This window comes from Sodalis sp. dw_96 (assembly GCF_018449575.1).
Taxonomy (GTDB): Bacteria; Pseudomonadota; Gammaproteobacteria; order Enterobacterales; family Enterobacteriaceae; genus Acerihabitans.
Genome location: NZ_JAAVUT010000002.1, coordinates 209,845 through 235,899, shown reverse-complemented (window position 1 = coordinate 235,899; position 26,055 = coordinate 209,845). Strand labels below are relative to the sequence as shown.

General features: G+C 56.9%; 24 protein-coding genes. 14 read left to right on the top strand and 10 right to left on the bottom strand.

What is annotated here, in order from left to right; all coding sequences use genetic code 11:
- Positions 1-191: 191 nt before the first annotated feature.
- The 7 genes from HB631_RS04165 (at position 192) to HB631_RS04135 (ending at position 7,806) form a co-directional block, all read left to right on the top strand.
- Positions 192-1,217 carry a sulfate ABC transporter substrate-binding protein gene (locus HB631_RS04165; RefSeq protein WP_213989887.1) on the top strand — a complete coding sequence of 342 codons (1,026 nt, stop codon included), beginning with the start codon at positions 192-194 and terminating at the stop codon, positions 1,215-1,217.
- Positions 1,217-2,050, top strand: coding sequence for a sulfate/thiosulfate ABC transporter permease CysT (gene cysT / locus HB631_RS04160; RefSeq protein ID WP_213990140.1), 834 nt, complete (start codon positions 1,217-1,219; stop codon positions 2,048-2,050). The genes HB631_RS04165 and cysT overlap by 1 nt, the downstream gene beginning before the upstream one ends.
- The gene (cysW, locus tag HB631_RS04155) at positions 2,050-2,919 is read left to right on the top strand and encodes a sulfate/thiosulfate ABC transporter permease CysW (RefSeq protein ID WP_213989886.1); all 870 of its coding nucleotides are present in this window, start codon (positions 2,050-2,052) and stop codon (positions 2,917-2,919) included. Before cysT ends, cysW begins: the two co-directional genes overlap by 1 nt.
- Positions 2,916-4,007 (top strand): sulfate/thiosulfate ABC transporter ATP-binding protein CysA, encoded by a 1,092-nt coding sequence (gene cysA / locus HB631_RS04150; RefSeq protein WP_213989885.1) that lies wholly within the window; start codon positions 2,916-2,918, stop codon positions 4,005-4,007. Before cysW ends, cysA begins: the two co-directional genes overlap by 4 nt.
- A gap of 491 nt (positions 4,008-4,498) precedes the next feature.
- Positions 4,499-5,380: a cysteine synthase CysM gene (gene cysM, locus HB631_RS04145; RefSeq protein ID WP_213989884.1), complete on the top strand. Its 882-nt coding sequence runs from the start codon at positions 4,499-4,501 to the stop codon at positions 5,378-5,380.
- A gap of 372 nt (positions 5,381-5,752) precedes the next feature.
- The gene (locus HB631_RS04140) at positions 5,753-6,433 is read left to right on the top strand and encodes a response regulator transcription factor (protein ID WP_213989883.1); all 681 of its coding nucleotides are present in this window, start codon (positions 5,753-5,755) and stop codon (positions 6,431-6,433) included.
- The gene (locus HB631_RS04135) at positions 6,433-7,806 is read left to right on the top strand and encodes an ATP-binding protein (RefSeq protein ID WP_213989882.1); all 1,374 of its coding nucleotides are present in this window, start codon (positions 6,433-6,435) and stop codon (positions 7,804-7,806) included. The genes HB631_RS04140 and HB631_RS04135 overlap by 1 nt, the downstream gene beginning before the upstream one ends.
- A gap of 125 nt (positions 7,807-7,931) precedes the next feature.
- On the opposite strand, the gene crr is transcribed toward HB631_RS04135, so the two are convergent.
- The 3 genes from crr to ptsH are packed head-to-tail and all read right to left on the bottom strand — an operon-like array spanning position 7,932 to position 10,521.
- On the bottom strand, positions 7,932-8,441 hold the full coding sequence (crr, locus tag HB631_RS04130; protein WP_213989881.1) for a PTS glucose transporter subunit IIA: 510 nt from the start codon (positions 8,439-8,441) through the stop codon (positions 7,932-7,934).
- A 41-nt stretch (positions 8,442-8,482) separates the two neighbouring features.
- Positions 8,483-10,210, bottom strand: coding sequence for a phosphoenolpyruvate-protein phosphotransferase PtsI (gene ptsI / locus HB631_RS04125; RefSeq protein ID WP_213989880.1), 1,728 nt, complete (start codon positions 10,208-10,210; stop codon positions 8,483-8,485).
- A gap of 53 nt (positions 10,211-10,263) precedes the next feature.
- Positions 10,264-10,521 carry a phosphocarrier protein Hpr gene (ptsH, locus tag HB631_RS04120; RefSeq protein WP_162368145.1) on the bottom strand — a complete coding sequence of 86 codons (258 nt, stop codon included), beginning with the start codon at positions 10,519-10,521 and terminating at the stop codon, positions 10,264-10,266.
- Between the two features lie 114 nt (positions 10,522-10,635).
- On the opposite strand from ptsH, the gene HB631_RS04115 reads away from it, so the two are divergent.
- Complete coding sequence (locus HB631_RS04115) at positions 10,636-10,866, top strand: hypothetical protein (RefSeq protein WP_213989879.1); 231 nt, start codon at positions 10,636-10,638, stop codon at positions 10,864-10,866.
- Positions 10,867-10,934: 68 nt separating this feature from the next.
- On the opposite strand, the gene cysK is transcribed toward HB631_RS04115, so the two are convergent.
- Entirely contained in the window at positions 10,935-11,903 is a 969-nt protein-coding gene (gene cysK / locus HB631_RS04110) for a cysteine synthase A (protein ID WP_213989878.1), read from the bottom strand.
- Positions 11,904-12,029: 126 nt separating this feature from the next.
- On the bottom strand, positions 12,030-12,791 hold the full coding sequence (cysZ, locus tag HB631_RS04105; protein WP_213989877.1) for a sulfate transporter CysZ: 762 nt from the start codon (positions 12,789-12,791) through the stop codon (positions 12,030-12,032).
- A gap of 227 nt (positions 12,792-13,018) precedes the next feature.
- On the opposite strand from cysZ, the gene zipA reads away from it, so the two are divergent.
- The 3 genes from zipA (at position 13,019) to HB631_RS04090 (ending at position 16,350) form a co-directional block, all read left to right on the top strand.
- Entirely contained in the window at positions 13,019-13,999 is a 981-nt protein-coding gene (gene zipA, locus HB631_RS04100; RefSeq protein WP_213989876.1) for a cell division protein ZipA, read from the top strand.
- An 84-nt stretch (positions 14,000-14,083) separates the two neighbouring features.
- A complete protein-coding gene (gene ligA, locus HB631_RS04095; RefSeq protein WP_213989875.1) occupies positions 14,084-16,114 on the top strand; it encodes an NAD-dependent DNA ligase LigA in 2,031 nt (676 codons plus the stop codon).
- 20 nt (positions 16,115-16,134) lie between these two features.
- Positions 16,135-16,350 (top strand): DUF3820 family protein, encoded by a 216-nt coding sequence (locus HB631_RS04090; protein ID WP_132927044.1) that lies wholly within the window; start codon positions 16,135-16,137, stop codon positions 16,348-16,350.
- Here the strand turns inward: HB631_RS04090 and HB631_RS04085 are convergent.
- On the bottom strand, positions 16,336-17,568 hold the full coding sequence (locus HB631_RS04085) for a YbfB/YjiJ family MFS transporter (RefSeq protein ID WP_213989874.1): 1,233 nt from the start codon (positions 17,566-17,568) through the stop codon (positions 16,336-16,338). The genes HB631_RS04090 and HB631_RS04085 overlap by 15 nt on opposite strands.
- Before the next feature lie 164 nt (positions 17,569-17,732).
- Here HB631_RS04085 and HB631_RS04080 point away from each other — a divergent pair, with 164 nt between their 5' ends.
- Positions 17,733-18,674, top strand: a complete 942-nt coding sequence (locus HB631_RS04080) for a LysR family transcriptional regulator (RefSeq protein WP_213989873.1) — start codon at positions 17,733-17,735, stop codon at positions 18,672-18,674.
- 54 nt (positions 18,675-18,728) lie between these two features.
- Here HB631_RS04080 and HB631_RS04075 read toward each other — a convergent pair whose 3' ends face one another.
- The 4 genes from HB631_RS04075 to HB631_RS04055 form a co-directional block, all read right to left on the bottom strand.
- Positions 18,729-19,661 carry an ABC transporter permease gene (locus tag HB631_RS04075; protein WP_213989872.1) on the bottom strand — a complete coding sequence of 311 codons (933 nt, stop codon included), beginning with the start codon at positions 19,659-19,661 and terminating at the stop codon, positions 18,729-18,731.
- Positions 19,661-20,758, bottom strand: a complete 1,098-nt coding sequence (locus HB631_RS04070) for an ABC transporter permease (protein ID WP_213989871.1) — start codon at positions 20,756-20,758, stop codon at positions 19,661-19,663. Before HB631_RS04070 ends, HB631_RS04075 begins: the two co-directional genes overlap by 1 nt.
- A gap of 55 nt (positions 20,759-20,813) precedes the next feature.
- The gene (locus tag HB631_RS26920) at positions 20,814-22,574 is read right to left on the bottom strand and encodes an ABC transporter ATP-binding protein (RefSeq protein WP_255556803.1); all 1,761 of its coding nucleotides are present in this window, start codon (positions 22,572-22,574) and stop codon (positions 20,814-20,816) included.
- A gap of 72 nt (positions 22,575-22,646) precedes the next feature.
- Entirely contained in the window at positions 22,647-23,678 is a 1,032-nt protein-coding gene (locus tag HB631_RS04055; protein WP_255556802.1) for a BMP family protein, read from the bottom strand.
- A 96-nt stretch (positions 23,679-23,774) separates the two neighbouring features.
- Here HB631_RS04055 and HB631_RS04050 point away from each other — a divergent pair, with 96 nt between their 5' ends.
- Together HB631_RS04050 and eat are read left to right on the top strand one after the other, a co-directional pair.
- On the top strand, positions 23,775-24,209 hold the full coding sequence (locus HB631_RS04050) for a hypothetical protein (protein WP_213989870.1): 435 nt from the start codon (positions 23,775-23,777) through the stop codon (positions 24,207-24,209).
- Positions 24,210-24,668: 459 nt separating this feature from the next.
- Complete coding sequence (gene eat / locus HB631_RS04045; RefSeq protein WP_213989869.1) at positions 24,669-26,054, top strand: ethanolamine permease; 1,386 nt, start codon at positions 24,669-24,671, stop codon at positions 26,052-26,054.
- Position 26,055 lies beyond the last annotated feature (1 nt).

Genomic DNA, 26,055 nt, shown 5'->3' with positions numbered 1-26,055 from the left:
ATCGGTCCCCATCGCAAACCCTGCCAATCTGCCCGCCGTTTGTCATTTTTTTGCACCATTCGGAGGCTTATAGCTTTTCATGCTGCCAAAGCACAAAAGGATATATAAAACCGTTACAGGTTCTGCCCCCGTTATAAATAAACTAGCACTACCCAGGGCTGTTATCCGCATCACTCCGACCAAGGCATAGAATGAATCGAACGCTGTTTACAAGCCGTGCATTAAAAGGCGGTATCGCGGCAATATTGCTGGCTTGCGTCCCGGCGCAATCCACTGAGCTGCTTAACAGCTCCTATGACGTGGCGCGGGAGCTGTTCGTGGCGTTGAACCCCGGGTTCGAGCAACAGTGGCAAAAGGAGCATCCCGGCGATAAATTAACCATCAAGCAATCCCACGCCGGATCGTCCAAACAGGCGCTGGCCATCCTGCAGGGATTAAGGGCTGACGTGGTCACCTATAACCAGGTTACCGACGTGCAGATTTTGCACGATCGCGGCAATCTGATCCCCGCCGACTGGCAAAGCCGCTTGCCGCACAACAGTTCTCCCTTCTATTCCACCATGGGATTTTTGGTGCGCAAAGGCAACCCGAAAAATATCCATGACTGGAGCGATCTGGCCCGCAGCGATGTGAAGCTGGTATTCCCTAACCCGAAAACCTCCGGCAATGGCCGCTACGCTTATCTGGGCGCCTGGGGCGCCGCCAATCTTGCGGACGGCGGCGACGCGGCAAAAACCCGCGCCTGGATGCAGCGGTTTATCGCCAATGTGGAAGTGTTCGACACCGGTGGTCGCGGCGCCACCACCACCTTTGCCGAGCGCGGCCAGGGGGATGTGCTGATTTCCTTTGAGTCGGAAGTGAACAATATCCGCCATCAGTATGGCGACGACAACTACCAGGTCATTATCCCCAAGGTTAATATCCTGGCGGAGTTCCCTGTGGCCTGGGTGGATAAAAATGTCGAGAAAAACGGCACCGGCCAGGCCGCCAGGGAGTATCTGAATTATCTCTATAGCCCGGCGGCGCAGCGGATCATCTCCAGTTTCTATTATCGGGTCAACGACCCTGCCATTATGGCCGCCGCCAAGGATAAATTCCCCGATGTGCGGCTTTTCCGGGTGGAAGATCAATTCGGTGGCTGGCCGCAGGTGATGAAAACCCATTTTGGCGACGGCGGCGAGCTGGATACATTAATCGCGGCAGGGCACCGGCAATGATGCTGTTCACCTCAAGCAAACCCGTGCTGCCCGGCTTCGGTTTGAGCCTGGGCAGCAGTTTGCTGTTTGTCTGCCTGATTTTATTACTGCCGCTGAGCGCGTTGGTGATGCAGTTGGCGCAAATGACCTGGCAGCAATACTGGCAGGTGATAACCGGCCCCGAGCTGGTGGCGGCGTATAAAGTGACGCTGTTGTCCGCCGGCGTCGCGGCGCTGTTTAACGCGCTGTTCGGCATGTTGATGGCCTGGATCCTCACCCGTTACGAGTTTCCGGGACGGCGGCTGCTTGATGGGTTGATCGATCTGCCGTTTGCCCTGCCCACCGCGGTGGCCGGCCTGACCCTGGCGACGCTGTTTTCCACCACCGGCTGGTATGGCGGCTGGCTGGCCCAGTTCGGCATCAAGGTATCCTATACCTGGCTCGGCATCGCCGTGGCCATGGCGTTCACCAGCATCCCGTTTGTGGTGCGCACGGTGCAGCCGGTACTGGAAGAACTGGGACCGGAGTACGAAGAGGCGGCACAAACCCTTGGGGCCGGTCGCTGGCAGTCGTTTCGCCGGGTGGTGTTGCCTGAAGTGGCGCCGGCGCTGTTGGCAGGTACCGCGCTTTCTTTTACTCGCAGCCTGGGAGAATTCGGCGCGGTGATCTTTATCGCCGGCAATATCGCCTGGAAGACGGAGGTCACTTCACTGATGATTTTCATCCGCCTGCAGGAATTCGATTATCCCGCCGCCAGCGCCGTGGCGTCGGTGATATTGGCCGCGTCGCTGATCCTGCTGTTCGGCATCAACGTATTACAGTCACGCTTTGGCCGGCGTCTGGGAGGGCACTGATGACAGATATCCCCGCCTTCAACGGCGCCGTACGCGCCCGTACCGATTGGGTCAAGTGGGCCTTGATAGGCACCGGCTTGGTGATTTCGCTGCTGATACTGGTGATTCCGCTGGGCTTTATTTTTATCTCCGCTCTGGCGGACGGGCTGGCGCCGGTGTGGAAGAATCTGCGGGATGCGGACATGCTGCACGCCATTTGGCTGACGATATTGATTGCCTTGATTTGCGTGCCGGTGAATATCCTGTTCGGTACGCTACTGGCCTGGCTGGTCACCCGTTTTCAATTTCGCGGCCGGCAACTGCTGCTGACGCTGATGGACATTCCCTTTGCGGTATCACCGGTGGTGGCCGGCTTGTTGTGCCTGCTGTTTTACGGGGTCAACGGCCCTCTCGGCGGCTGGCTGGAAAATCATAATATCCAGCTGATGTTTTCATGGCCGGGCATGGTATTGGTCACCATTTTTGTGACCTGCCCCTTCATGGTGCGCGAACTGGTGCCGGTAATGCTCAGCCAAGGCAGCGAGGAGGATGAAGCGGCGATCCTGCTGGGAGCGTCCGGCTGGCAAATGTTCCGCCGCGTCACGCTGCCCAATATCCGCTGGGCGCTGCTGTACGGCGTGGTGTTGACCAACGCCCGCACCATCGGCGAATTCGGCGCGGTGGCGGTGGTTTCCGGCTCCATTCGCGGCGAAACCTATACCTTGCCGCTGCAGATTGAATTGCTGCATCAGGATTACAACACCGTGGGGGCCTTTACCGCCGCCGCGCTGCTGACGCTGATGGCAATGGTGACCTTATTCCTCAAGAGCGGCATGCAGTGGCGGATGGCGCGCCAGCAGGCCCATCTTCAACAGGAGGATCCTCAATGAGTATCGAAATAGATCATATCAGCAAATATTTCGACAACACCAAAGTGCTGAACGACATCTCCCTTGATATCTCGACGGGTGAAATGGTGGCGTTGCTGGGGCCGTCGGGATCCGGCAAGACGACCTTATTGCGCATCATTGCCGGACTTGAGCAGCATAATAGCGGGTCCCTGCGCTTTGGCGGCCGGGACGTCAGCCATATCCACGCACGGGATCGCAAGGTGGGATTCGTTTTCCAGCATTATGCGCTGTTCCGGCATATGACCGTCGCCGACAATATCGCCTTTGGCTTGACCGTCCTGCCGCGCCGCGAACGTCCCGGCCGCGCCGCCATCAAGCAAAAGGTGACCCGACTGCTGGAGATGGTGCAGCTCGGCCATCTGGCCAATCGTTTCCCCTCGCAGCTGTCCGGCGGACAAAAGCAGCGGGTGGCCCTGGCGCGTGCCCTGGCGGTGGAACCGGAGATGCTCCTGCTGGACGAACCTTTCGGCGCGCTGGATGCCCAGGTGCGCAAAGAGCTGCGCCGCTGGCTGCGACAATTGCACGACGATCTGAAATTCACCAGCGTCTTTGTGACTCACGATCAGGAAGAAGCGATGGAAGTGGCGGATCGGGTGGTGGTGATGAGCCAGGGCAATATCGAGCAGGTGGGTACGCCGCTGGAAGTCTGGCGCGAACCGGCCAGCCGTTTTGTACTGGAATTCATGGGAGAGGTGAACCGTCTTGATGGCGAGATCCGCGGGTCGCAAATCCATATCGGCGGTTACCATTGGCCCCTGTCCTACACGCCGGTATATCAGGGTAAAATAGACCTGTTCCTGCGCCCCTGGGAGATGGAAATCAGCCCGCAGCCCGGCGAACACTGTCTGCTGCCGGTCGTGGTGAGCGATATCAGCCCCCGCGGTCATTACTGGCAGTTGATCGTACAGCCGGTAGGCTGGCATCACGAGCCCCTCAGCGTGGTATTACCACTGGCCGGCACCCCTCCACCGCAGCGGGGAGAGCGCTATTATCTGAGCGGGCGGAATGCCCGTCTGTACGCCGGCGATAAAGCCCTGCAATCCATGGCGCTGGCTGAGAGCGCCTGAAAGGCGCTGTAAACTGCCGACAAACGCACTCGGATTCAATGAGGAGGGACAGGCTGCCAGAAGAGTAAACCGTCCGCGCCGGGGATCAATACGCCTGGAGCGTATTGGAACAACGCCGTCAGGCATTGGCCCGCAGGGATGAGGGCCATAATCGCGCGGATCGAGCCTGCAGGGGCGTATTCACGGCAGGTTTATTGTATAGCTACGATCTGGCAACCTGTCCCGACCGAGCACTTTGTCAACAAGCTCAAGCGCCTGAAAGGCACTGCAAACATTCGTATGCTCCATCAGTTTATGTAAAGCCAGCCCGCCAATTTATCCATTTCCCTGCATGAAAATAGCCTCAAGCCGCGCCGGTTTTAATTTACATATAATCTGATATTATAAGCATCAATGTGTTTTATACATTAACGAGAACGCACTGTTTTTAGCAATCTTAACAAGACCCTTCAGGCGGCCCGACGGCCGTTTGCCTTTATTGGAATCCGGCCGTGACAACACTAGAACAATGCATAGGCAATACCCCCCTGGTGGCCCTACAGCGCTTGGGTCGGGAAACCGGCTGTGATATTAGGGTCAAGCTGGAAGGGAATAATCCGGCCGGGTCGGTGAAGGATCGCGCCGCATTGGCGATGATTCAGCAGGCGGAGCTGCGCGGCGACATCGCGCCCGGCGATAGGCTTATCGAGGCCACCAGCGGCAATACCGGTATTGCGCTGGCGATGATTGCCGCATTGAAAGGGTACCGGATGACGCTGCTGATGCCGGATAATATGAGCACGGAGCGGCAGGCGGCCATGCGGGCCTTTGGCGCCCAGTTGATACTGGTGTCCCATGAACAGGGGATGGAGGGTGCGCGGGATCTGGCGCAGGAGATGCAGCTCCGGGGCGAGGGCCGGGTACTGGATCAATTTAATAATCCGGATAACGTCTTTGCTCATTTTTCTGCCACCGGGCCGGAAATCTGGCGGCAAACCAACGGTAACGTTACGCATTTTGTGTCCAGCATGGGTACCACCGGCACCATCACCGGCGTCGCCCAATTTCTGAAAAGCCGGCGCAGCGAGGTTCAGATTATCGGGCTGCAGCCGGAGGAGGGCAGCGCCATACCCGGTATCCGCCGTTGGCCGAAGTCCCATCTGCCGGGTATATTCCGTCCGGAACTGGTGGATCGCATTATGGATATCGGACAACGGGAAGCCGAAGAGACCATGCGCCTCCTGGCGCGGGAAGAAGGCATTTTTTGCGGGGTCAGCTCCGGCGGCGCGGTGGCGGGAGCGCTGCGGATTGCGGCCGAAGGGCCTGGCAGCATGATTGTGGCGATTATTGCCGATCGCGGCGATCGTTATCTTTCCACCGGGGTGTTTGAGTAACGCGCCGCATGACGCGGTGATAATGCTGTAGCTAACGCATAGGCTGCATATCATTACTCTGTAGATGCCCCTCATAGGTGTTAAGTGCCCCATGGGATCGTTGTTTGACGTTACCGCCGCCATATAATCTTGCCGAAAGAAAATCGCTTTTATGACCCGTCCAAAATCCCTATAAATACATCTCTATCCTGTTAACGCGCCAGCAGAAAATTATGTCTTCCCATAATCTTGATATAACCGCGATAATTGTAACGGGAAGACTATAATCCCGTGAACGCCGGAGCCATTATCGGGTCATAGCATACACTCTGGTTTTATTAATGCTGTGCCGGGGCATCCCTTAAACAATCGCGGCTTCAATGGAGAACGAATATGAATATCTTACTGGTTGATGATGACAAGGAACTAGGCAAGATGCTGAGCGATTACCTTACCGCCGAGGGGTTTGCCACATCATGGGTGCCGACGGGAAAAGAGGGCGTCACCGGCGCGTTGTCCGGTGACTATACCGCCATGATACTGGACATTATGCTGCCGGACATGAGCGGCACAGACGTGCTGCGGATGGTGCGCAAAGACAGTCGCATCCCCATTATCATGTTGACCGCCAAAGGGGATAATATCGACCGCGTTATCGGATTGGAAATGGGCGCCGATGATTATATGCCCAAACCCTGTTATCCCCGTGAACTGGTGGCGCGTCTGCGGGCGGTACTGCGCCGTTTTGACGAACAGCGTGAGGAGCCGGCCGATGCCGGCGCGGTGATTTACGGCGACCTGGTGTTGAATCCGGCCACCCGCAGCAGCCAATGGCGGGGCAAGTCGTTCGATCTCACCGCGTCGGAATTCAATCTGCTCGAATTGCTGATGCGCACGCCGGACCGGGTGGTATCGAAAGACGATTTATCGGAAAAAGGCCTGGGACGCCGCCGCGAGGCCTACGATCGCAGCGTGGATGTGCATATCAGCAATATCCGGCAGAAACTCGCCGTGCTGGCCGACAGCAGCCTGAGTATTGAAACGGTACGCAGCATAGGATACCGGATCCGCTAATGAGCACTCGCGGGCGGCTATTCTGGAAAATCCTGCTGGGATTCTGGCTGATATTTCTATTGATAACCCAATTGGTATGGGTGGGATTTTCTATGTACGGCAGTCATCACGAACCGCCGGAAGAGAGCATGGCCCGGCGCATGGCGGAGCTTCAGCTCAGCTCGGCGGCCTCGGTAATGACCCGCGGCGGTTTACCGGCGCTGTATGCCCTGATGGCCGATTGGCCGGCCGCACAGCGACAATTCTTTTCATTCAGTCCCGCGACAGGCTCCAGTCCCGGTGCAAACGCCAAACCCGGTGCTGACTCACGTCCGGCTAACGGCATTGATGAACAGCCACCGACGCAAAGGCATCTCTACCAGCCTTTGGTTACCTGGACGGTGACGCTGCCCGATGGTCGGGTCTATGAATTGCGATACGATATCGAATCGCTGCGCCGGTCCTCCCATCCCGGTCCGCGCGGCAGCATTTTACATATGCCCAGCCCGCTGTTCTGGCTCGGGGTAGCGGTGGGGTTGCTGTTCAGCTTATTACTGGCCTGGAATCTCACGCGGCCGATGAGACAGTTGCGATGGGCGTTTGCCCGGGTTGCCCAGGGTGATTTGACGGTGCGTTTATATCCGGTGATGCGCCGCCGTCATGATGAGATTACCGATGTGGCCCGGGATTTTGATGCCATGGCCGAGCGGCTGAATGTGCTGGTGAGCGCCCGGGAAGCCTTGTTGCATGATGTCTCCCATGAACTGCGTTCGCCACTGGCCCGGTTGCAGCTGGCCATCGGGCTGGCGCACCAGAATCCGGAAAATGTCGGCGCCTCTTTGGATCGCATCGAACATGAAGCCGGCAGGCTGGACCGGATGATAGGCGAACTGCTGGCGTTATCCCGCGCGGAAAACCAGGGTTCGCCGGGGGAAGATTATTTTGACCTGCTGGGCCTGCTTGAGGCGGTGGTGAATGATGCGCGCTACGAGGCGCAGGTCCCTGAAGTGGAAATCCGGCTAATAGCCCATCAGCCGGAGGATTATACCGTCAAAGGCAATGCAGAAATGATGCGGCGCGGGGTGGAAAACATCGTGCGCAATGCGCTGCGTTTTTCCACGCAGGGTCAACAGGTGACGGTGGACCTGAACCGGGAAGATTCCTGGCTGGTGGTGACGGTGAGCGATCAAGGCCCCGGGGTGGAAGAAAATAAGCTGTCCAGCATCTTTGATCCGTTTGTCCGGGTAAATTCGCCGCTGGCAGGGAAAGGTTATGGCCTCGGGCTGGCGATTACCCGTAAAGTGGTGTTGGCGCACGGCGGGCAAGTGGAGGCGCATAACGGGCCCGGCGGGGGGCTGGTGATCAGGATTTATATCCCGCAGTGGCGCTCATAATACTGCGCGCCGGATTGATGGAGCCATGACTCCCTAAAATACAAACGGCACTCAATGCGTTTATTGAGTGCCGTTTGTCAGGATTTCACAGGCGTTGCCGTTAAACCACCGGTTGCCGGTGATTATTATTTTTTGATGCGGATGATCGGGGTTTCACCTACCACGACGCTGCCGGATAACTTAACCATTTCTTTAATTTCATCCATGTTGGAAATAACCACCGGTGTCAGAGTGGATTTCGCTTTCTCTTCCAGCAAAGGCAGATCAAACTCAATAACCACGTCGCCTTTTTTCACGCGCTGACCTTCTTGGGCGATACGTTTAAATCCTTCGCCCTTTAACTCAACGGTATCGATGCCAAAATGGACAAAAAGCTCAATACCGCTGTCCGATTCGATTGAAAAAGCATGGTTGGTTTCAAAAATTTTACCAATGGTGCCGTCCACCGGTGCCACCATTTTGTTCCCGCTGGGCTTAATGGCAATACCGTCGCCGACGATCTTTTCGGCAAAAACAACATCCGGCACATCTTCAATGTTAACTATTTCACCTGAAAGTGGTGCAACAATTTCAATGCTTCCCGTGTCTTTCTTATCATCGGAAACCAGAGATTTCAGTTTATCGAACAAACCCATGATCTTCTCCTAAGCATTTATATCGGGTCAGCGTCGTGAAATCAGCAGAGCGTTTTTTCTTCAATGAATTTGTTCACAAGATTCATCAGCTCTTCCGCGGTAGGCTGAGCTAAAGCTTCCTCTGCTAACGCTTTTGCATCACCAAAATTTGTATTACGTATAATTTTCTTGATGCGCGGGATAGAGATAGCACTCATGCTGAATTCATCCAGTCCCATCCCTAATAACAGTAGTGTAGCACGTTCGTCACCCGCCAGCTCGCCACACATACCGGTCCATTTACCTTCCGCGTGGGATGCGTCGATAACCTGTTTAATTAATGTCAACACGGAGGGAGCCATTGGGTTATAAAGATGCGAAATTAACTCGTTACCGCGATCCACTGCCAGAGTATATTGCGTTAAGTCATTTGTTCCAATACTAAAAAAATCCACTTCTTTTGCTAAATGATGTGCGATGGTGGCGGCAGCCGGTGTTTCCACCATAACGCCCACTTCTATTTTTTCGTCGAACGCCTTGCCTTCACCGCGCAATTGTTCTTTCAGCAGGTCCAGTTCGCCTTTCAGTTCACGAACTTCCTCTACTGAAATAATCATCGGGTACATGATACGCAGTTTACCGAATGAGGATGCACGCAAAATGGCGCGCAGCTGCGCGTGCAGCATTTCCTTGCGATCCAGCCCGATGCGGATGGCGCGCCAGCCGAGGAAAGGGTTATCTTCTTTCGGCAGGTTCATATAGGGCAGATCTTTATCGCCGCCGATATCCATGGTGCGCACGATGATGGAGCCGGTGGTCAGGGATTCCGCCACGGCTTTATAAGCCTGGAATTGTTCTTCTTCGGTGGGCAGGGTATCGCGGTCCATAAAGAGGAACTCGGTACGGTACAGGCCGACGCCTTCGGCGCCGTTACGTTCGGCCCCGGCCACATCGCGCACGGTACCGATGTTGGCGCACACTTCCACCTGGTGGCCGTCAAGAGTGATGGCGGGCAAATCCTTCAGTTTGGCCAGTTCGGTTTTTTCCTGCACGTACTGGCTGTATAACGCCTTGAGTTCTTCTATTTTTTCCGGCGTCGGGTTGATATAGACCTGGTTATTCACCGCGTCCAGAATCAGATAATCGCCATTGCTGACTTCTTTGGTGATGCTGCCGGTGCCCACGATAGCCGGTAATTCGAGGGAACGGGCCATAATGGAGGTATGGGAGGTCCGTCCTCCCAGATCGGTAACAAACCCCAGCACTTTATCAAGATTAAGCTGGGCGGTTTCCGATGGGGTTAAATCAGTGGCGACCAACACCACTTCTTCACCGATGGAGCTTAAATCGATGATTGGCATGCCGAGGATATTCCTCAGCAGTCGTTTACCGATATCGCGTACATCGGTGGCGCGTTCCTTGAGATATTCGTCGTCGAGTTCTTCCAGCGCCTTGGCCTGGGTCTCTATAACGTTATAGGCGGCGGCATCCGCCGTCGCGAGTTCGTCTTTGATAAGGGCTATGATATCCTGCTCAAGCTCTTCGTCTTCCAGCAACATGATATGGCCTTCGAAGATCGCTTCCTTTTCTTCACCGAAGGTTTCGCCGGCTTTGGTTTTAATCGCTTCCAGCTGTGCGGATGCTTTGGCACGCCCGGCCAGAAAGCGCTCAATTTCCTGCTCAACCTGGCTGGCGGAAATTTTCTTCCGGTTGATGACTATCTCATCTTCCTTCAGGAGGAGCGCCTTACCAAAGGCGATACCCGGTGATGCTAAAATGCCTGAAATCATAACCCTACCTTACTCACTCATATCACGCGTTAACTTAAAAGACCGGGCCGGGATTACTCAAGCTCTGCCATCAATTTAACCAGATGTTCCACCGCTTTTTGTTCGTCTTCGCCTTCGGCGATAATAGCGACTACTGTGCCCTGAGTCAGGCCGAGAGTTTGTAATTTGAACAGGCTTTTGGCGCTGGCGCTTTTACCGTTGGAGCTAACCGTGATGTCTGAAACGAAGCCTTTGGCTTCTTTTACAAATTGTGCGGCGGGGCGGGTATGAAGACCGTTAGGTGCAGTAATTGTAACTTCTTGCTGGAACATTATGTTTCCCCAACTTATTAGATGATATCAATGTTGTGGGGCTAAAGTTTAGCTTATAAGGCAGACTTTAGCCTATACGGTTAGTGCCTGAGTATGTTACAAAGGCGAAGATGTATGCGAGCAAAAAACGGTATAAAAGCATTTCTGGCTAAATCTTGTGAAGGCTTTGTTATGCCATTACGCTACTCATCATTATGCCGTTTTTTAAGTCAAATCCATAGGGCATTAATCGATTCAGCTACAAGAACAATTAATAGCCTGATTAATTTCATACATCGAAATAATTGTCCGCTTAAATACAAGGCAGAGCCAACAAAATCAGTTATGCAGGGGGCAAAAATATGATCCAGTCCACAAAAAAGCACCCGGGCGGGTGCTTGATGCTGGTGAAAAGTCTGCGAAGAGACGGACTCTTATTGCTGTAATTCTTTTTCTGTGAACAGATCCGCAAAAAGCGCGGTGCTCAAATAACGTTCGGCGGAAGAAGGCAGGATCACCACGATGGTTTTATTGGCGAACGCTTCATCTTCCTGAAGCTTAAGGGCGGCGGCAACGGCGGCACCGGAGGAGATGCCCGCCAGTATGCCTTCTTCATCCATCAGGCGACGCGCGGTGCTGATGGCTTCGTCATTGGTGATTTTAACGACACGGTCAATCAGGCTTAAATCAAGGTTTTCCGGGATAAAGCCGGCGCCGATACCCTGGATTTTATGCGGACCGGGTTTGATCTCTTCGCCGGCCAGCGCCTGGCTTATCACCGGTGAATCGCTGGGTTCCACCGCCACGGAGATAACCGCTTTTCCCTTGGTATTCTTCAGGTAGCGGCTCACGCCGGTAAGGGTACCGCCGGTGCCGACGCCGGCAATGAACACATCCACGTCGCCGTCGGTGTCTTCCCAGATTTCCGGACCGGTGGTTTGTTCATGAATGGCCGGGTTGGCGGGGTTGCTGAATTGCTGCAGCATCAGGTAACGCTTGGGATCGGTGGCCACGATTTCTTCGGCCTTGGCGATGGCCCCTTTCATCCCTTTCGGACCCTCGGTGAGCACCAGGTTCGCACCCAGGGCCTTGAGCAATTTACGACGTTCGATACTCATGGTTTCCGGCATGGTCAGGGTCAGTTTATATCCCCGCGCCGCCGCCACGTAAGCCAATGCGATACCGGTGTTACCACTGGTGGGTTCAACCAGTTCAATGCCCTGCTTCAAGACGCCGCGTTTTTCCGCGTCCCAAATCATGTTGGCGCCGATCCGGCATTTCACACTGAAGCTCGGATTGCGTGATTCCACTTTGGCCAGGATACGGCCATTGCCGATGCGGTTCAAACGTACCAGCGGGGTATGGCCGATGGTATAAGAATTGTCTTCGTAAATATTGCTCATGACCGGTCCTTTACTGTTGATGCCAATCTAGGGAATGATAATCAGAGCATACCCTTTCAGGTTGATGACGGAAGTGAAAGAAAAGTATATCGATATGTTATTAAGACATAAGTTTTAAGAACAGGTTCACTGACCGCGTTGTATCGGGAATCCGTCCCGGTAATTATCCACCCACATGGCGGTGGCGCCGCAGACCGCCACCGGCAAAATCAGCAGGTTAATCACCGGAATCGCCGTGCACAAACCCACCATGGCGCCAAACTGCATATTGCGGATTTTATGACGTCGAAGCGCTTGACGCATGGCCGCGAAACCGATTTTGTGATTATCGAAAGGATAGTCGCAATATTGAATGGTCATCATCCAGGCGCCGAAAAAAAACCACATTACCGGCGCCGCCGTCTGGCCGAACACCGGGATAAAATGCAGAAACAGCAAGATCAGCGCCCGCGGCAGGTAATACCCCAGCTTTTGCCATTCACGGTGCATGACGCGGGGCAAGTCTTTCATCAGCGCCACGACCCCGCTGTCTGGCAGCCGCTGACCGGTCAGGCGCGCTTCCAACTGCTCCGACAGCATGCCGCTGAACGGGGCGGCGATGGCGTTGGCGACGGTGCTGAAGAAATAGCTGAAGATCAATATCACCGCCAGTATACTGAGCGGCCATAGGATATAGCTTAGCCATTGCAGCCAGCGGGGCATATGTTCCAGCAATTGCGGGATCCACAGATGCAGGCGGGTATAGAGCCACCAGAAGGCGCCCCCCAGCAGCAGGATATTCACAAGCAACGGCAGGATGACAAAACGCCGGATGCCTGGCAGGGTGATTAATCGCCATCCGCTGAGAAAATAATGAAAACCACTACGGGATTTTATGTCGTTAACCATTTTTTTACGCCGTTTTCTCACCGATAAAAAGAAAAATGGGTGTATGTGTTATCATGAAATTCTGCTGTTTTGGGACTTTTGTTCGAAAAAACAGCAAAAAAATGTGCTTACGCTATCTTTATTGTCAGAAAGTACCGTGTGGACTTGCACTTGTCTACGCAGGCAAATAGAGTTAAGAGAGTAAATGTTTGCCGCGGTGGCAATGAATTAGAACAACTGAGATGGCAATGATGCAGGATTTGCGTCTGATATTAATCGTTGTTGGTGCGATCGCTATCATAGCGTTGCTATTACACGGCCTGTGGACCAGCCGTAAAGAACGCTCATCGGTTTTTCGCGATCGACCGGTTAAACGACTGAAACAAGACCGTCAGGAACAGGACGAACCTCCGCTTGAACAGCGCGATGAAGGTGTGGGCGAAGTCCGGGTTACGAAGCTACGTACCGACGAACCCTCGTTCGGACCCTACGATACCCATGAACATGATTCCAGACCGCCGGAGGTATTGAAAACGCCGGCGCGCGCCACGTCGGATTTCGATCCCTTGCTGGATAACGCGCCCGAATCCGGACCGGAAGACGAAGAGCCCGAAGCGGCGCCTAAACCCCGTCATAAATCCTTCTTCGCCAAGCGCGCCTCGTCGCGAGCGGAAGCGCCGGCGGTTTCGGCCCATCAGCCTGAGCTGTTCGGCGATGAGAACCTGGATCACCCTTCCGCTTCGGCCCCCGCCGGAGGAGAACGCCGGTCGCCGCCGCCGGATCAGGCGGAGCCGGTTAAACGCAAAGAGACGGTGCTGGTTTTGCATGTTGCCGCCCACAATGGAACGTTGATAGGCGGCGAGGATCTTTTGCAAAGCATCTTGCAGGCGGGACTGCAGTTCGGTGAAATGAATATATTCCATCGCCACCTGAACCCGGCGGGCAGCGGCCCGGTGTTGTTCAGCCTGGCGAATATGGTGAAACCCGGCTCTTTCGATCCGGAAGGCATGGGGTCTTTCACCACCCCCGGGGTGTCGATGTTCATGATGGTGCCGTCCTATGGTGATGCGCACCAAAACTTCAAGCTCATGCTGCAATCGGCGCAGCGTATCGCCGATGATTGCGGCGGCGTGGTGCTTGACGACGAGCGTCGCATGATGACCCCGCAGAAGCTTGATATCTACAAAGCGCGGATCCGCGAGGTGCTCGAGGTGAAGAACGGCGCCTGAGGTCACGAGGTTTTCGTGCCGGTTTTAACTGTATCGGTCATAACAACCCCCGCTTGCGGGGTTTTTTTTCGCTGACGGTGAGCTATGGAACAGATCGACCAAAAAATCAACGCGCTGCGTGCCCAGCTGCGCCATCACGAATATCAGTACCATGTCCTGGATGCACCTGAGGTGCCGGACGCGGAATACGATCGCTTGATGGCGGAATTACGCGAGCTTGAAACCCAGTATCCGGATTTGCTCACCGCCGATTCTCCCACGCAACGGGTGGGCGGGGCGCCGCTTACCGCCTTCAGCCAGGTCCGTCATGAAGTGCCGATGCTCTCCCTGGACAATGTTTTCGACCAAGAGAGCTTCCTGGCCTTTAACAAACGCGTGATGGACCGCCTGAAAAGCGATGATGATCTGACGTTTTGTTGTGAACTGAAGCTGGACGGCCTGGCGGTGAGCCTGCTGTATGAAAACGGTGAACTGGTCCGCGCCGCCACGCGGGGCGACGGCACCACCGGCGAGGATATCACCTCCAACGTCCGCACCATCCGCACCATCCCGCTGCGTTTGCGGGATGGTGCCGGGGTCATTCCCCGCCGCCTGGAAATCCGCGGCGAAGTGTTTATGTCCGAGGCCGGTTTTCGCCGCCTCAATGAGACCGCCGCCCGTGAAGGGGGAAAAGTCTTCGCCAATCCCCGTAATGCCGCCGCCGGTTCCCTGCGGCAACTCGATCCTTCCATTACCGCTAAACGTCCGCTGACGTTTTTTTGTTATGGCGTCGGCCTGCTGGAAGAGGGCGAGTTGCCGGGCCGCCACTGGGAACGTTTGCAACTGTTCAAGTCCTGGGGCGTGCCGGTGAGCGAACGTATTGAGCGCTGCACCGGCAGCGGGCAGGTGCTGGATTTCTATCGCCGGATCCAGGCGCAGCGGCCGTCGCTGGGTTTTGATATCGACGGTGTGGTGATTAAAGTGGATTCCATGGCCTTGCAGCAGCGCCTGGGATTTGTCGCCCGCGCGCCGCGCTGGGCCATCGCCTATAAATTCCCGGCCCAGGAACAGATGACCCGGGTGCGGGATGTGGAGTTCCAGGTTGGCCGCACCGGCGCCATCACGCCGGTGGCCCGTCTTGAGCCGGTACTGGTATCCGGGGCCATGGTCAGCAACGCCACCTTGCATAACGCCGATGAAATCGAGCGTTTAGGGGTGCGTATCGGCGACACGGTGATTATCCGCCGGGCCGGCGATGTGATCCCGCAGGTGGTGGGGGTGGTGCTGGACCGTCGGCCGGAAGATGCCCGGCCGGTGGTTTTCCCTACCCATTGTCCGGTGTGCGGTTCCGATGTGGAGCGGGTGGAAGGAGAAGCGGCGGCGCGCTGTACCGCCGGATTGGTGTGCGGCGCCCAGCGTAAAGAGTCACTCAAGCATTTTGTTTCCCGCCGGGCCCTTGATGTGGACGGTATGGGAGATAAAATCATTGATCAACTGGTTGAGCGCGAACTGGTGAAGACGCCCGCCGATCTGTTTCGTTTAAGCAAAGAGAGCCTGTCCCGTCTGGAGCGCATGGGGCCCAAATCGGCGCAAAACCTGGTGGAGGCATTGGAAACCGCAAAACAGACCACCTTTGCCCGTTTCCTCTATGCGCTGGGGATCCGCGAAGTAGGGGAAGCCACGGCGGTGAGCCTGGCGGCGGAATTCAAAACACTGGAGGCGTTATATGCCGCTGAAATCGACGATCTGGTGGCGGTCCAGGATATCGGTCCGGTGGTGGCGGCCCATGTGCGCAATTTTTTTGAAGAGCAGCATAATCTCGATGTGATCGCCGAACTTATCGGGCCGGATATCGGTATTCATTGGCCGGCGCCGGTGATGGCGCCCGCAGCCGAGGGGAGCGACCATCCGTTTGCCGGCAAAACCGTGGTGTTGACCGGATCCTTATCCGGCCTGTCGCGGGATGAGGCCAAGGATCGCCTGGTGGCTCTGGGAGCCAAGGTCAGCGGCAGCGTCTCGGCGAAAACCGATCTGGTGATTGCAGGGGAAGCGGCCGGTTCCAAACTGACCAAGGCCCAGCAGCTGAACATCAAGGTTATTGATGAAGCTGAAATGATGCGCCTGTTAGGCGAATAAGCGCTTGCCGGGAGGGGAAAATGGAAAAAGAAGATTTGGTTGCCATTGCCAATACAGAAATGCCCTTCGGTAAATATCAGGGCCGGGCGCTAATCGATTTGCCCGAACCCTATCTGCTTTGGTTTGCCCGGCAGGGAGAGTTTCCCGCCGGCCGGCTGGGTGAGTTGATGTCCATCACCCTGGCGATTAAAATCGAAGGGCTGGAAGGGCTTATCAAGCCGCTAAAAAGGAAATAGCGACGGAATGAGCCTGAGGCTTTTCACCAGCGGGCCGATGACCAACGCCAGCAGCAACGTGATGGCGGCGCTCAGGAACAGCAGCCGGTGATTGTCTCCGGAGAGGCTGAGGATCCCCGAGCAGGCATAGCCGGCAGCGGCCATGGATGCCGCGGTGACAATGGTCACCCGGGCCCAGACGACATTTTGCAATCCGGTGTCGTGGGGGATCAAATCGTGCGTCCTGGCCAGAAATACCGGCACCACGCCAGTGGCAAAACTGCCGATGGTCAGGGTTGATAAGGCAATCACCGCATAGCTGCCGGTATGGTAAAGGCAGCCGGCCGCCAGCCCCTGAAGCAGCAAAACCAGCCGGGTAAATATACGGATCCCCATGCGGTCGGCGAGTACTCCGTACAACGGCGGACCGAAAATCGCGCCGACGCCATATAACATCCAGAAACGGGCTCCCGCCCCGGCCCCGGCGCCCAATTCCCGCGTAATGAAATCCACCAGAAATACCGTCCCGGGGACCAGGCTGGCGGCCATTAATGCGGTTTCCAGATAGAACAGGTGAAAAGCGCCGTTGCCATGATGCGGGCCGTGAGTCTTGGCGCTCTTCCCCGAACTGTTTAAGGTCAGCGGCGTTGAAGGCGGCCAGCCGAACCAGCTCGCGGCAGTAAACAGCGCGGACAGCGCCGCCAGTCCGAACCAGGCTTCCCGTAATCCCATGTGCAGTAAAAACGGTATCAGGGTGCCGGAACCGGCGATACCGAGTCCCATCCCGAGAAAAATCCCGCCGCTGGCCAATCCTTTCCGCGTGCCGGGGACATGGGGAAGTATGGTGGAGGTCACCAGTATCATGATGATGCCGCCGGCGACGCCCGACAGAAGCCGCCAGCCAAAAAACCACGCCTCCGATACCGGAAAGCCGCAAGCCAGGAATGAAACCGTGGCCAACACCATCATCAGGCGCAGCGCGGTGACATTGGACACATGGCCGATTAACCGATGGGCCGCCAGCGCGCCCAATAAATAACCGGCCAAATTCGCGGCGCCGAGGTAAGCGGCATCTCCGGCGGGAAACCAATGCTGTTGGATAAGGACCGGAAGCAGCGGCGCGTAGCCGAAACGGGCCAGCCCGATGCTCACCAGACTGGCGCATAATCCTGAAAAAATGTAACCCCCGATGGTTTTTCGGCTGGGGGGATGATGAAGGGACGTCGTCTGAGTCGGCATGCTGTTATGTCCTAAGGGATGGCTGAAAATCGTTATGGATCCGTATCGTTGATGAGGCCTGGTTTGCATACCCGGCAGCGCCAAACGTCGGCCATCCAAGGTAAGGTTGATCCTAATATGAATCAAGCGTAAGATTTTCATCTCTAATATTCGAGATAAGCATAATGATCGAGGGTCTGAGGGCGTTTTTGGCGGTGTTCGAAGGCCAGTCGTTGAGTAAGGCGGCGGATAAGCTGTCGCTGACACAATCCGCTGTGTCGCGGCGCATTCAACAATTGGAAGTCACGCTCGGCGGCGCATTATTCGATCGATCAAGCAAGCCCCTTAAACCGACACCGTTGGCTCACCGAATCCATGCCCGGGCACGGGAGCTGTTGCGTAACGCCGAGGAGTTGTTTGCGCTGGCAAACGTGGAGAGCGAGCCAACCGGCACATTGCGGCTCGGTGTGACTCACGCCATCGGCGATGTGGTTTCGCTGTCGTTATTGACCCGTTTGAAAACCGAATTTCCCGCCCTTGATGTGCAATTGTGTTCTGACTGGACCGTCGGTCTACTGCAGAAAATCGATGCCGCCCAGGTGGACGCCGCAGTGGTCATGTTCGCCGCCGGTATCCGCCCTCCCGCTTACCTCGAGGTCCGATCCCTGGCCACCCTGCATGCCGTGGTGATTCAAAGCAGGAAGGCTCCGGTTTTCACCGGTTCGACCACCCTGGCCGGGCTGACCCGGCAAAATTGGATCTTGAATGCCAAAGGCTGTGGCTATCGGGATGCGTTTGTCCGCGAGATGCATAGCCGCGGCGTTGATATGCGCATCTGCGTCGAATCGCAGAGCATTGACGAACAGCTACGTTTTATCGCCTCCGGCCTGGGACTGGGCCTTATATCGCGGGAATTTCTTTATCATGGGACAGGCAAATACGAGGTCAGTATCGTTGATGTGCGGGATTTTTTGCAGCCGATAAGCCTTTGCCTGGTGCATGTGAATGGATTGGGGAGTCTGACCAAAACCCTCGATGCCATGTCCGTCACCATTGATGAGACGTTATCCCGCCTGGCGCAAGGGAATAACCTCGCTGTGAGTTGCGTTGCGGCAGACAATCGCTGATGCCCGCGGCGCCTCTTGCCTCGATTATTCGCTTAAGCCCTGACCTCCGTTGCCTCAGCGGGATCCACGGACATACGGAGTACCCAGCGCGCTGGGTAGATTGGCGCGCCGTCCGAAGATTAACAGTACCAGCATCACCGCAATAAACGGCAGCATCTGGATGACATCGGTGGGCACCGCCACCCCCAGGACCTGCAGGGCGGTGGTGAGGGATAAACAGGCGCCGAACAGCAGTGCGCCCCCCAGCACCCATAACGGCCTACCCCGAGCCAGCATCGCCAGCACGATGGCGATAAACCCGTTACCCTGCGTCATATAGGCAACAAAAATTCCCGCCCCGATTTGCGACATAAACGCGCCTCCCGCGCCGGCCAGCAGGCCGGTGGCCAGCACCGCCAGCGTGCGGACCCATAACACATGCACTCCGGCGGCATCCAGGGCAGCGGGTTTGTCTCCGGCGGCCTGCAGGGACAATCCCAGGTTGGTATAACGGTAGACCAGGGCGAATAACGCCACGGCAGCCAGTGCCAGGTAGACGATGGGCGGCTGATTGAAGAGGATCCGGCCGATAAATGGAATATGGGAGAGCAGCGGCAGGGGCAGGGTGTCGACGCTCCCCAGTCGCGGATAGGTGCGGCTGAACTGGATATATTGCAGCAGGGCCGTGGCCCCTTCGGCCCCCAGGGTAAGGGCGATGCCGATGACAATCTGGTTAAGGCGCAGCCAGACGCAAAAGCCCGCCATCAACGCGGCGACCGCCATGCCCCCCAGAGCGCCCCCCAGCAGTCCCAGTCCCATGGACTGGCTGTGCCAGGCAATATAAAAGCCCAGGTACGCGCCGGTGAGCATCATGCCTTCCAGACCGATATTCAACACTCCGGCCTTTTCGGACAGTTGTTCTCCCAGGCCCGCCAACAGCAGCGGCACGCCGGCGACAATCGCCCCCAGCAGTAATGAACTCAAAAACCCCTGGTCCAATAAAATCATCACTCGCTTCCGCCCCGGTTACGTCGGCGTTGCGCCGCCATGTCCGTCAGCGCGATCACCAACAGCAGGATGGCCACCGTCACCAGGGTAAAATGGTTGGGTACGCCCATCCTGCGGGCCGCGCTCTCGCTGCCGATAGACAGCACCGAAAAAATAAAGACAAATGCGATGGTGCCGTAGCCGTTGAATCGGGCCAGGAACACCAGCGGCACCACCACCAGACTGTAGGCCGGATTCCAGTCGGCCCGGACATTGCCCTCGATACCGAGCACTTCCACCGCCCCCGCCAGGCCGGCCAGCGCGCTTGACAGGGCAAACACCGCCACGGTCAGAAGCCCCAGCGGCAGACCCGCATGGATCGCCGCCCGTGGGTTGGCGCCGATGGTGCGTAGCTGTAAGCCGAAAGCGGTTCGCGTCATCAGGGCGTGCACCGCGATAACCGCCGCCAGGCCGATGAGCAGGCCGCTGGAAATGTTCGTGCCGAATAGAGACGGCAACCGGTGTTCATAGGGCAGCGTGCGGGTCTCCGGCACCGTGGTGCCGGTATCGAAAAACACCAGTTTCACCAGCACATTCGCCAGTGAAACGCCTAAAAAAGACATCATCAGGCTGGTGATGATTTCGTTTATATCCTGCCAGGCTTTAAGCATGGCGGGCAATAACGACCACAGCGCCCCCATCACCGCCCCCACCGCCAGCCCCGCCGTCAATGTCAGCCAGACGGGTGAGCCGAGGCTGTCAAGGGGTGCCGCCAGCGCTGAAGCCAAGACCGCCCCTAATAAAAACTGCCCGTCGCCGCCGAGGTTCCACAAGCCGGCGCGAAAGGCGACGATCAGACTGGCGCCGATAAGCAGCAGCGGTCCCATGCGGGTCAGAGTGGCCTGGAATCCCACTGGGGTCAGCAGCCCTTTGCGCAGGATAAAACCATAATATTCCAGGGGATTGACCCCCATGAGCAACAGCAGGCCGCCGGTGATCAGCAAGGCGATGATGACCGGGCCCACCGACCAGCCGGCCTGGGCCAAGACGTGTTTCAACCGCACCAGCGCCGACCCGCGGCCGGGCGTCATACGGGCACCTTCGGATTGGCTGCTCATAACGTCGCTCCATCTTCGGTGCGCCGAGAAGGTTGTAATCTACGGGGTAAGTTGTTCATAGCGTCACTCCGCTCATCAGTTCGCCGATTTGGCTGCGGGCGCGGGGTCCCTTGGCCACCATGCCGACAATCCTGCCGCCGGACATCACCCCGATGCGGTCCGCCAGCCCCAGCAACTCCTCCATATCCGTGGAGATCAGAATGACCGCCATGCCGGCGCGGGCCGACCGGCGTATCCGCTCGCGGACCGCCGTCATATTCCGGACGTCCAGCCCATGGGTGGGCTTGGCAAATATCACCATCCGGGCCGGCCCGCCGAGTTCCCGTGCCAGCAGCGCTTTCTGGATATTTCCGCCGGATAATTTGCCGATGGGGGTATCCACTTCCGGGGTGCGGATATCATATTCGGCGATACGCTCGCGGGCGTGGCGGGCGATGGCCTCCGGATGTTCAATGCCCCGTCGCCAGAAAGGCGCTTCGCCTATTTGTTTCAACAGCAGATTGATGGAGACCGGGAACGACCCCACGGTGCCTTCTCCCAGGCGATCGTCGGTAACATAGCGCAGGCCGCGCTTGCGCCGCTGGCCGATGCTTAACTGTTCAATGGCTTCCCCCGCCAGCAAGATCCGGCCTCCGGCCACGGGGCGCTGACCCGCCAGCGCCTCCGCCAGCTGTTTTTGTCCGTTGCCGTCAATACCGGCAATGCCGACGATTTCCCCGGCGGCCACCTCAAGGTCGATACCCCGCAGGGGAACCAACGCATCGTTCACCGCCAGCGCCTTGACTTCGAGCACCGGTCCGGCGGCGGCATAGCCGCTGAATGCGCCCTTGGCATCGATATATTTCGCGGAGGGAACATCGTCGGGCTTTGCAGCGTTCCCGGTGACCGCGGGGCGGCTTGAAACAGTCGGCGTTTTATTTGCCGGGATGTCATGGAGGATTTCATTGTGACCACCAGCCGGAGGGGTTTCAGCCATAGCCAGCATCTCACTTGCCGAAGAGCCGTCAAGGATTGCACCGCTCTCGATAATCGAGGGAGTATCGTCACCGTCCTCGGCGGATAAATTGAACATCAGCTGCATCACTTCGCGAGTGGCCTGTTCCTTGGCCAGGGTTTTCAGGCGTAGCGGGGGGATTTCACCCACTTTGCGTCCCCGGCGCAATACCGTGATTCTGTCGCCCCAGGCCAGGGCTTCGTTGAGTTTGTGGGTAATAAATACCAGCGCCAATCCCTGAGACACCAGCCGCCGCATCAATTGTCCCAATTCATCGGCGTTGTTCGGCGTCAGCATGGCGGTGGCTTCATCCAGTATAAGCACCCGGCTGCCGCGCAACAGGGAGCGAACGATCTCCGCCTGCTGCTGCTCCCCCAGGGACAGCGACCCCGCCAGGGCGAACGGGTTTACCCGAACCCCGATATCCCGGGCAATCTGACCGACCCGCTCGGCGTAAAAACGGCGGGCGGGCCGACGCCACCAGGGATCTCCCAAGGCGATATTATCCACCACGCTCAGGCCGGGCACCATCATGGCATGCTGGAATACCGTGCCGATACCCAGCGCCAGCGCACGCCGCGGTGAGTGTAGAACCTCCTCCCGGCCATTAACGGCGATATGGCCTTCATCCGGCTGCTGCAAACCGGCCAACATTGCCACCAGGGTGGATTTACCCGCGCCGTTTTCTCCCAGCAATACGTGGACCTCTCCGGCCCACAGCGCCAAATCGATATGGTCATTGGCGACAATACCGGGGAAACGTTTGGTGAGCCCATTGACGGCTACGACGGGAGATGCCGCTGCGGGCAGGTTCTGGCTCATCTTGATCTCTTCAAGTGAAATGGCCGGAGCGCAGCGGATGGGCAAGGCTCCGGCGAGGCGACAGCAACAGGGCTATTGGTTTTTAGCCGCCAGCAGGTCGTGTAACGTTTTGGCGTCGTAATCCGCCGGCACGGTGATTTTCCCACTGATTATCCCGGCGCGCACCTGATTGACGCTTTGCCAGATATCGTCAGGGATATGTTTGGTTTTCAGCAAACTGATGGAGCCGTCCGCCAGGGAAGTTTTATAGTTGTGGGAGCCGAACTTATCCTGCTTCAGGTCTTCAATCATGGCGGTGAATACCGGGGTTAAATTCCATAATACCGAACTGAGGAGATTGCCCTTATCGATGCTGGATTTATCCCCCACCACATCGATGAAATAGACTTTACCGCCGTCCAGCGCCGGCGTGGTTTCCACCGCTTGCAGCATGCCGAAGCTGGAACCGTTGCCCTGGCCGAAAATGATATCCGCCCCGGAGGCAATCACCGACGCCGTGACCCGCTTGCCGCCGGCGGCGTCGCTATAGGCTGCCGGGCCGATGACCGCGTAACGGATCTTGATGTCTTTTCTGGCCGCTCTGGCGCCCAGGATAAATGCCGTGGCCTGGGCGTTCCAGGCGGGCGGTTCGCCGGAAACCACGATGCCGACAATGCCGCTGCGGGACATTTTCGCCGCCAGGGTGCCGGCCAGATAGGCCCCTTCCTGGCCGCTGACGGTATAATCCGCTACTTTGCCGGCCTTCAGCGACGACGGGCTGTCGGTCACCGCCACCGCAATCTTGGTTTGCGCCGCGATTTCCGGCGCCGCCTGATTGTAACCGCTGGCGTGGGCGATAATCAGCTGCGCCCCGTCATCCGCCAAATCACGCAAGGTGGGGCGCACATCGCCGTAACCGAGATTCTCCGCCACCGTAACCTTGACGCCTTCTTTTGCACCCGCCGCCTTGGCGGCGGCGATCCCCTGCTGATTCCAGCCGAAATCGGTACCGGGTTCGGGGGTTAATATCGCAATGGAGTTGATTTGCGCAGCAAACGACGCCGAACACCCCAATGTCATGGCCGACATCAGGGTTGCATATTTTAACCACCTCTTAACCATCATGCTCTTTCCTTAATAAATAATATGATTGACAACGCAGCGAATAAAATCTTTCCTGTTGCTCTCCGTCCGGAAGAAACGCTCTTACAAGAGGATGCAATGAAATCAAAGGGGCTAGTATTGTCCTGTTTTTTATTTTTCACCACCGCAATCTATGCCGGTGAACCGGCCGAAAGCCAGCGCGGTACCCAGGGGCTGTTGCCGTTTTCACTCACCATCGGCAACAGCGGCACATCTCCCCTGGAGTGTCAGGCTACCACCGCGCACTGGTATTCGGTGAGCCTGGGGCGGATAGGGGCCGGCAAAAAAATATCCGCGCCGCTGTGGAAAAATCCCGCCAGCGGGGAAGTGATCATCCTCAACGCACACCAGGACCGGATGCCGGTGCAGCGCATCTGGTGCGGCGCCGAAGGACAATCCTGGCAAACCCGCAGTGAAGTGACTTTGCCCACCCGCCGGGGCGAGTCTCCGCAATCGATTGCCCTCGCATGTGCCAGCCTGGCCGGATCCACCAACTGCCGACCGGGTCGATGATTACGTTGACCGTATTCAGCGCGCATTATCATGCGCTTTCAGAAGTCGGGATTAAAGTCTGGCGGGGAAGGAAAACCATTCGCCGCCAACACCGAAGCTGAACCGGGGTATGAAAGGGCGAGCGCGGCAATGGGGTCGAAGCGGCCGCCCGAGTAGCCGTCTTTCAAGTCAACAGCGTTGACAAGCTTTCACCCGATGTTTTTATCCTACGGCGGCCGTTTATGCAGCACTTCAAGCCCAAACGCTGTCCTGGCCTTGCACTCCCCTGAGCCATTCAACATTGTATAGAGCGGTTTACGCACCAAAATAGACCGCACTCCTGATTACCCTAAATTTAAATCAGTGCGATAGCCGGTGAATTAATTGAAAATACCTAAAAAACAATCAATTACCGCATCTTTGCATTAATTGGTATGACCTTTGCAATTTACAAATACTTACGTATCGAAGGACATCGCCATGGAAATCAACAACGCGCTACCCGGACTGAAACGCACGCTGGGGAGTTTTCATCTCTGGGGCATTGCGGTCGGTCTGGTTATTTCCGGAGAGTATTTCGGCTGGAGCTACGGCTGGGCCCAGGCGGGGACGTTGGGGTTCCTGATTACTTCCCTGGCCATCGCCGCCATGTATTGCGCCTTTATTTTCAGTTTCACTGAACTGACCACCTCCATACCTCACGCCGGCGGTCCTTTTGCTTATGCCTACCGGGCTTTTGGCCCCACCGGCGGGTTTATCGCCGGCTTCGCTACCCTGGTGGAGTTCGTTTTCGCACCGCCGGCCATCGCCATGGCCATCGGAGCCTATCTGAATGTCCAGTTTCCGGCGGTGGAACCCAAATGGGTGGCCCTTGGGGCGTATCTGGTATTCATGATATTGAATATTCTCGGCGTCGGTATCGCCGCCACCTTTGAGCTGCTGGTGACTCTGCTGGCCATATTCGAACTGCTGGTCTTTATGGGCGTGGTGGCGCCGGGATTCGATTTCGCCAATTTTACCCGCGGCGGCTGGGCCGGATCGGAACACTTCAGCATCGGCGCGATGTCCGGCATTTTCGCCGCCATCCCCTTTGCCATCTGGTTCTTTTTAGCCATTGAAGGGGCGTCCATGGCGGCGGAAGAAGCGAAGGATCCGCAGCGCACCATTCCCCGGGCATTTATCGGCGGTATTTTGACCCTGACGGTGCTGGCCCTCGGCGTGATGTTTTTTGCCGGCGGCGTCGGTGACTGGACCAAACTGGCTAACATCAACGATCCGTTGCCACAGGCGATGAAAATCATTGTCGGCAGCAGCAGCGGCTGGCTGCATATGCTGGTCTGGCTGGGTCTGTTCGGCCTTATCGCTTCATTTCACGGTATTATCATGGGCTATTCACGGCAGATTTTCGCCCTGGCGCGCGCCGGTTATCTGCCCAAACCCCTCTCCAGGGTCAACCGTCGTTTCCGTACGCCCCATTGGGGAATCATCGCCGGCGGCGTGGTGGGGATCGCGGCGATATTTTCCGATTCGCTGATTATTATCGGCGGCCAGCCGTTGACCGCAAACATTGTCACCATGTCGGTATTCGGTGCTATTGTGATGTACATTATCTCTATGGCGTCGCTGTTTAGGCTGCGTCGTCTGGAACCGCGGCTGACCCGTCCGTTCAGGGCGCCCATGTACCCCTTGGCGCCGGCGTTCGCCCTGGTGATGGCGGTCATCTCCCTGGTGGCCATGATTTATTACAACCAGCTCCTGTTTCTGATTTTCGCCGTCATGATGCTGCTGGGTTATGCTTATTTCCGCTTGACCCGCCGCGCTCGCGACACGGCGGCGCCGGACTCGCAGCTGACGTTAACGGAGTAAT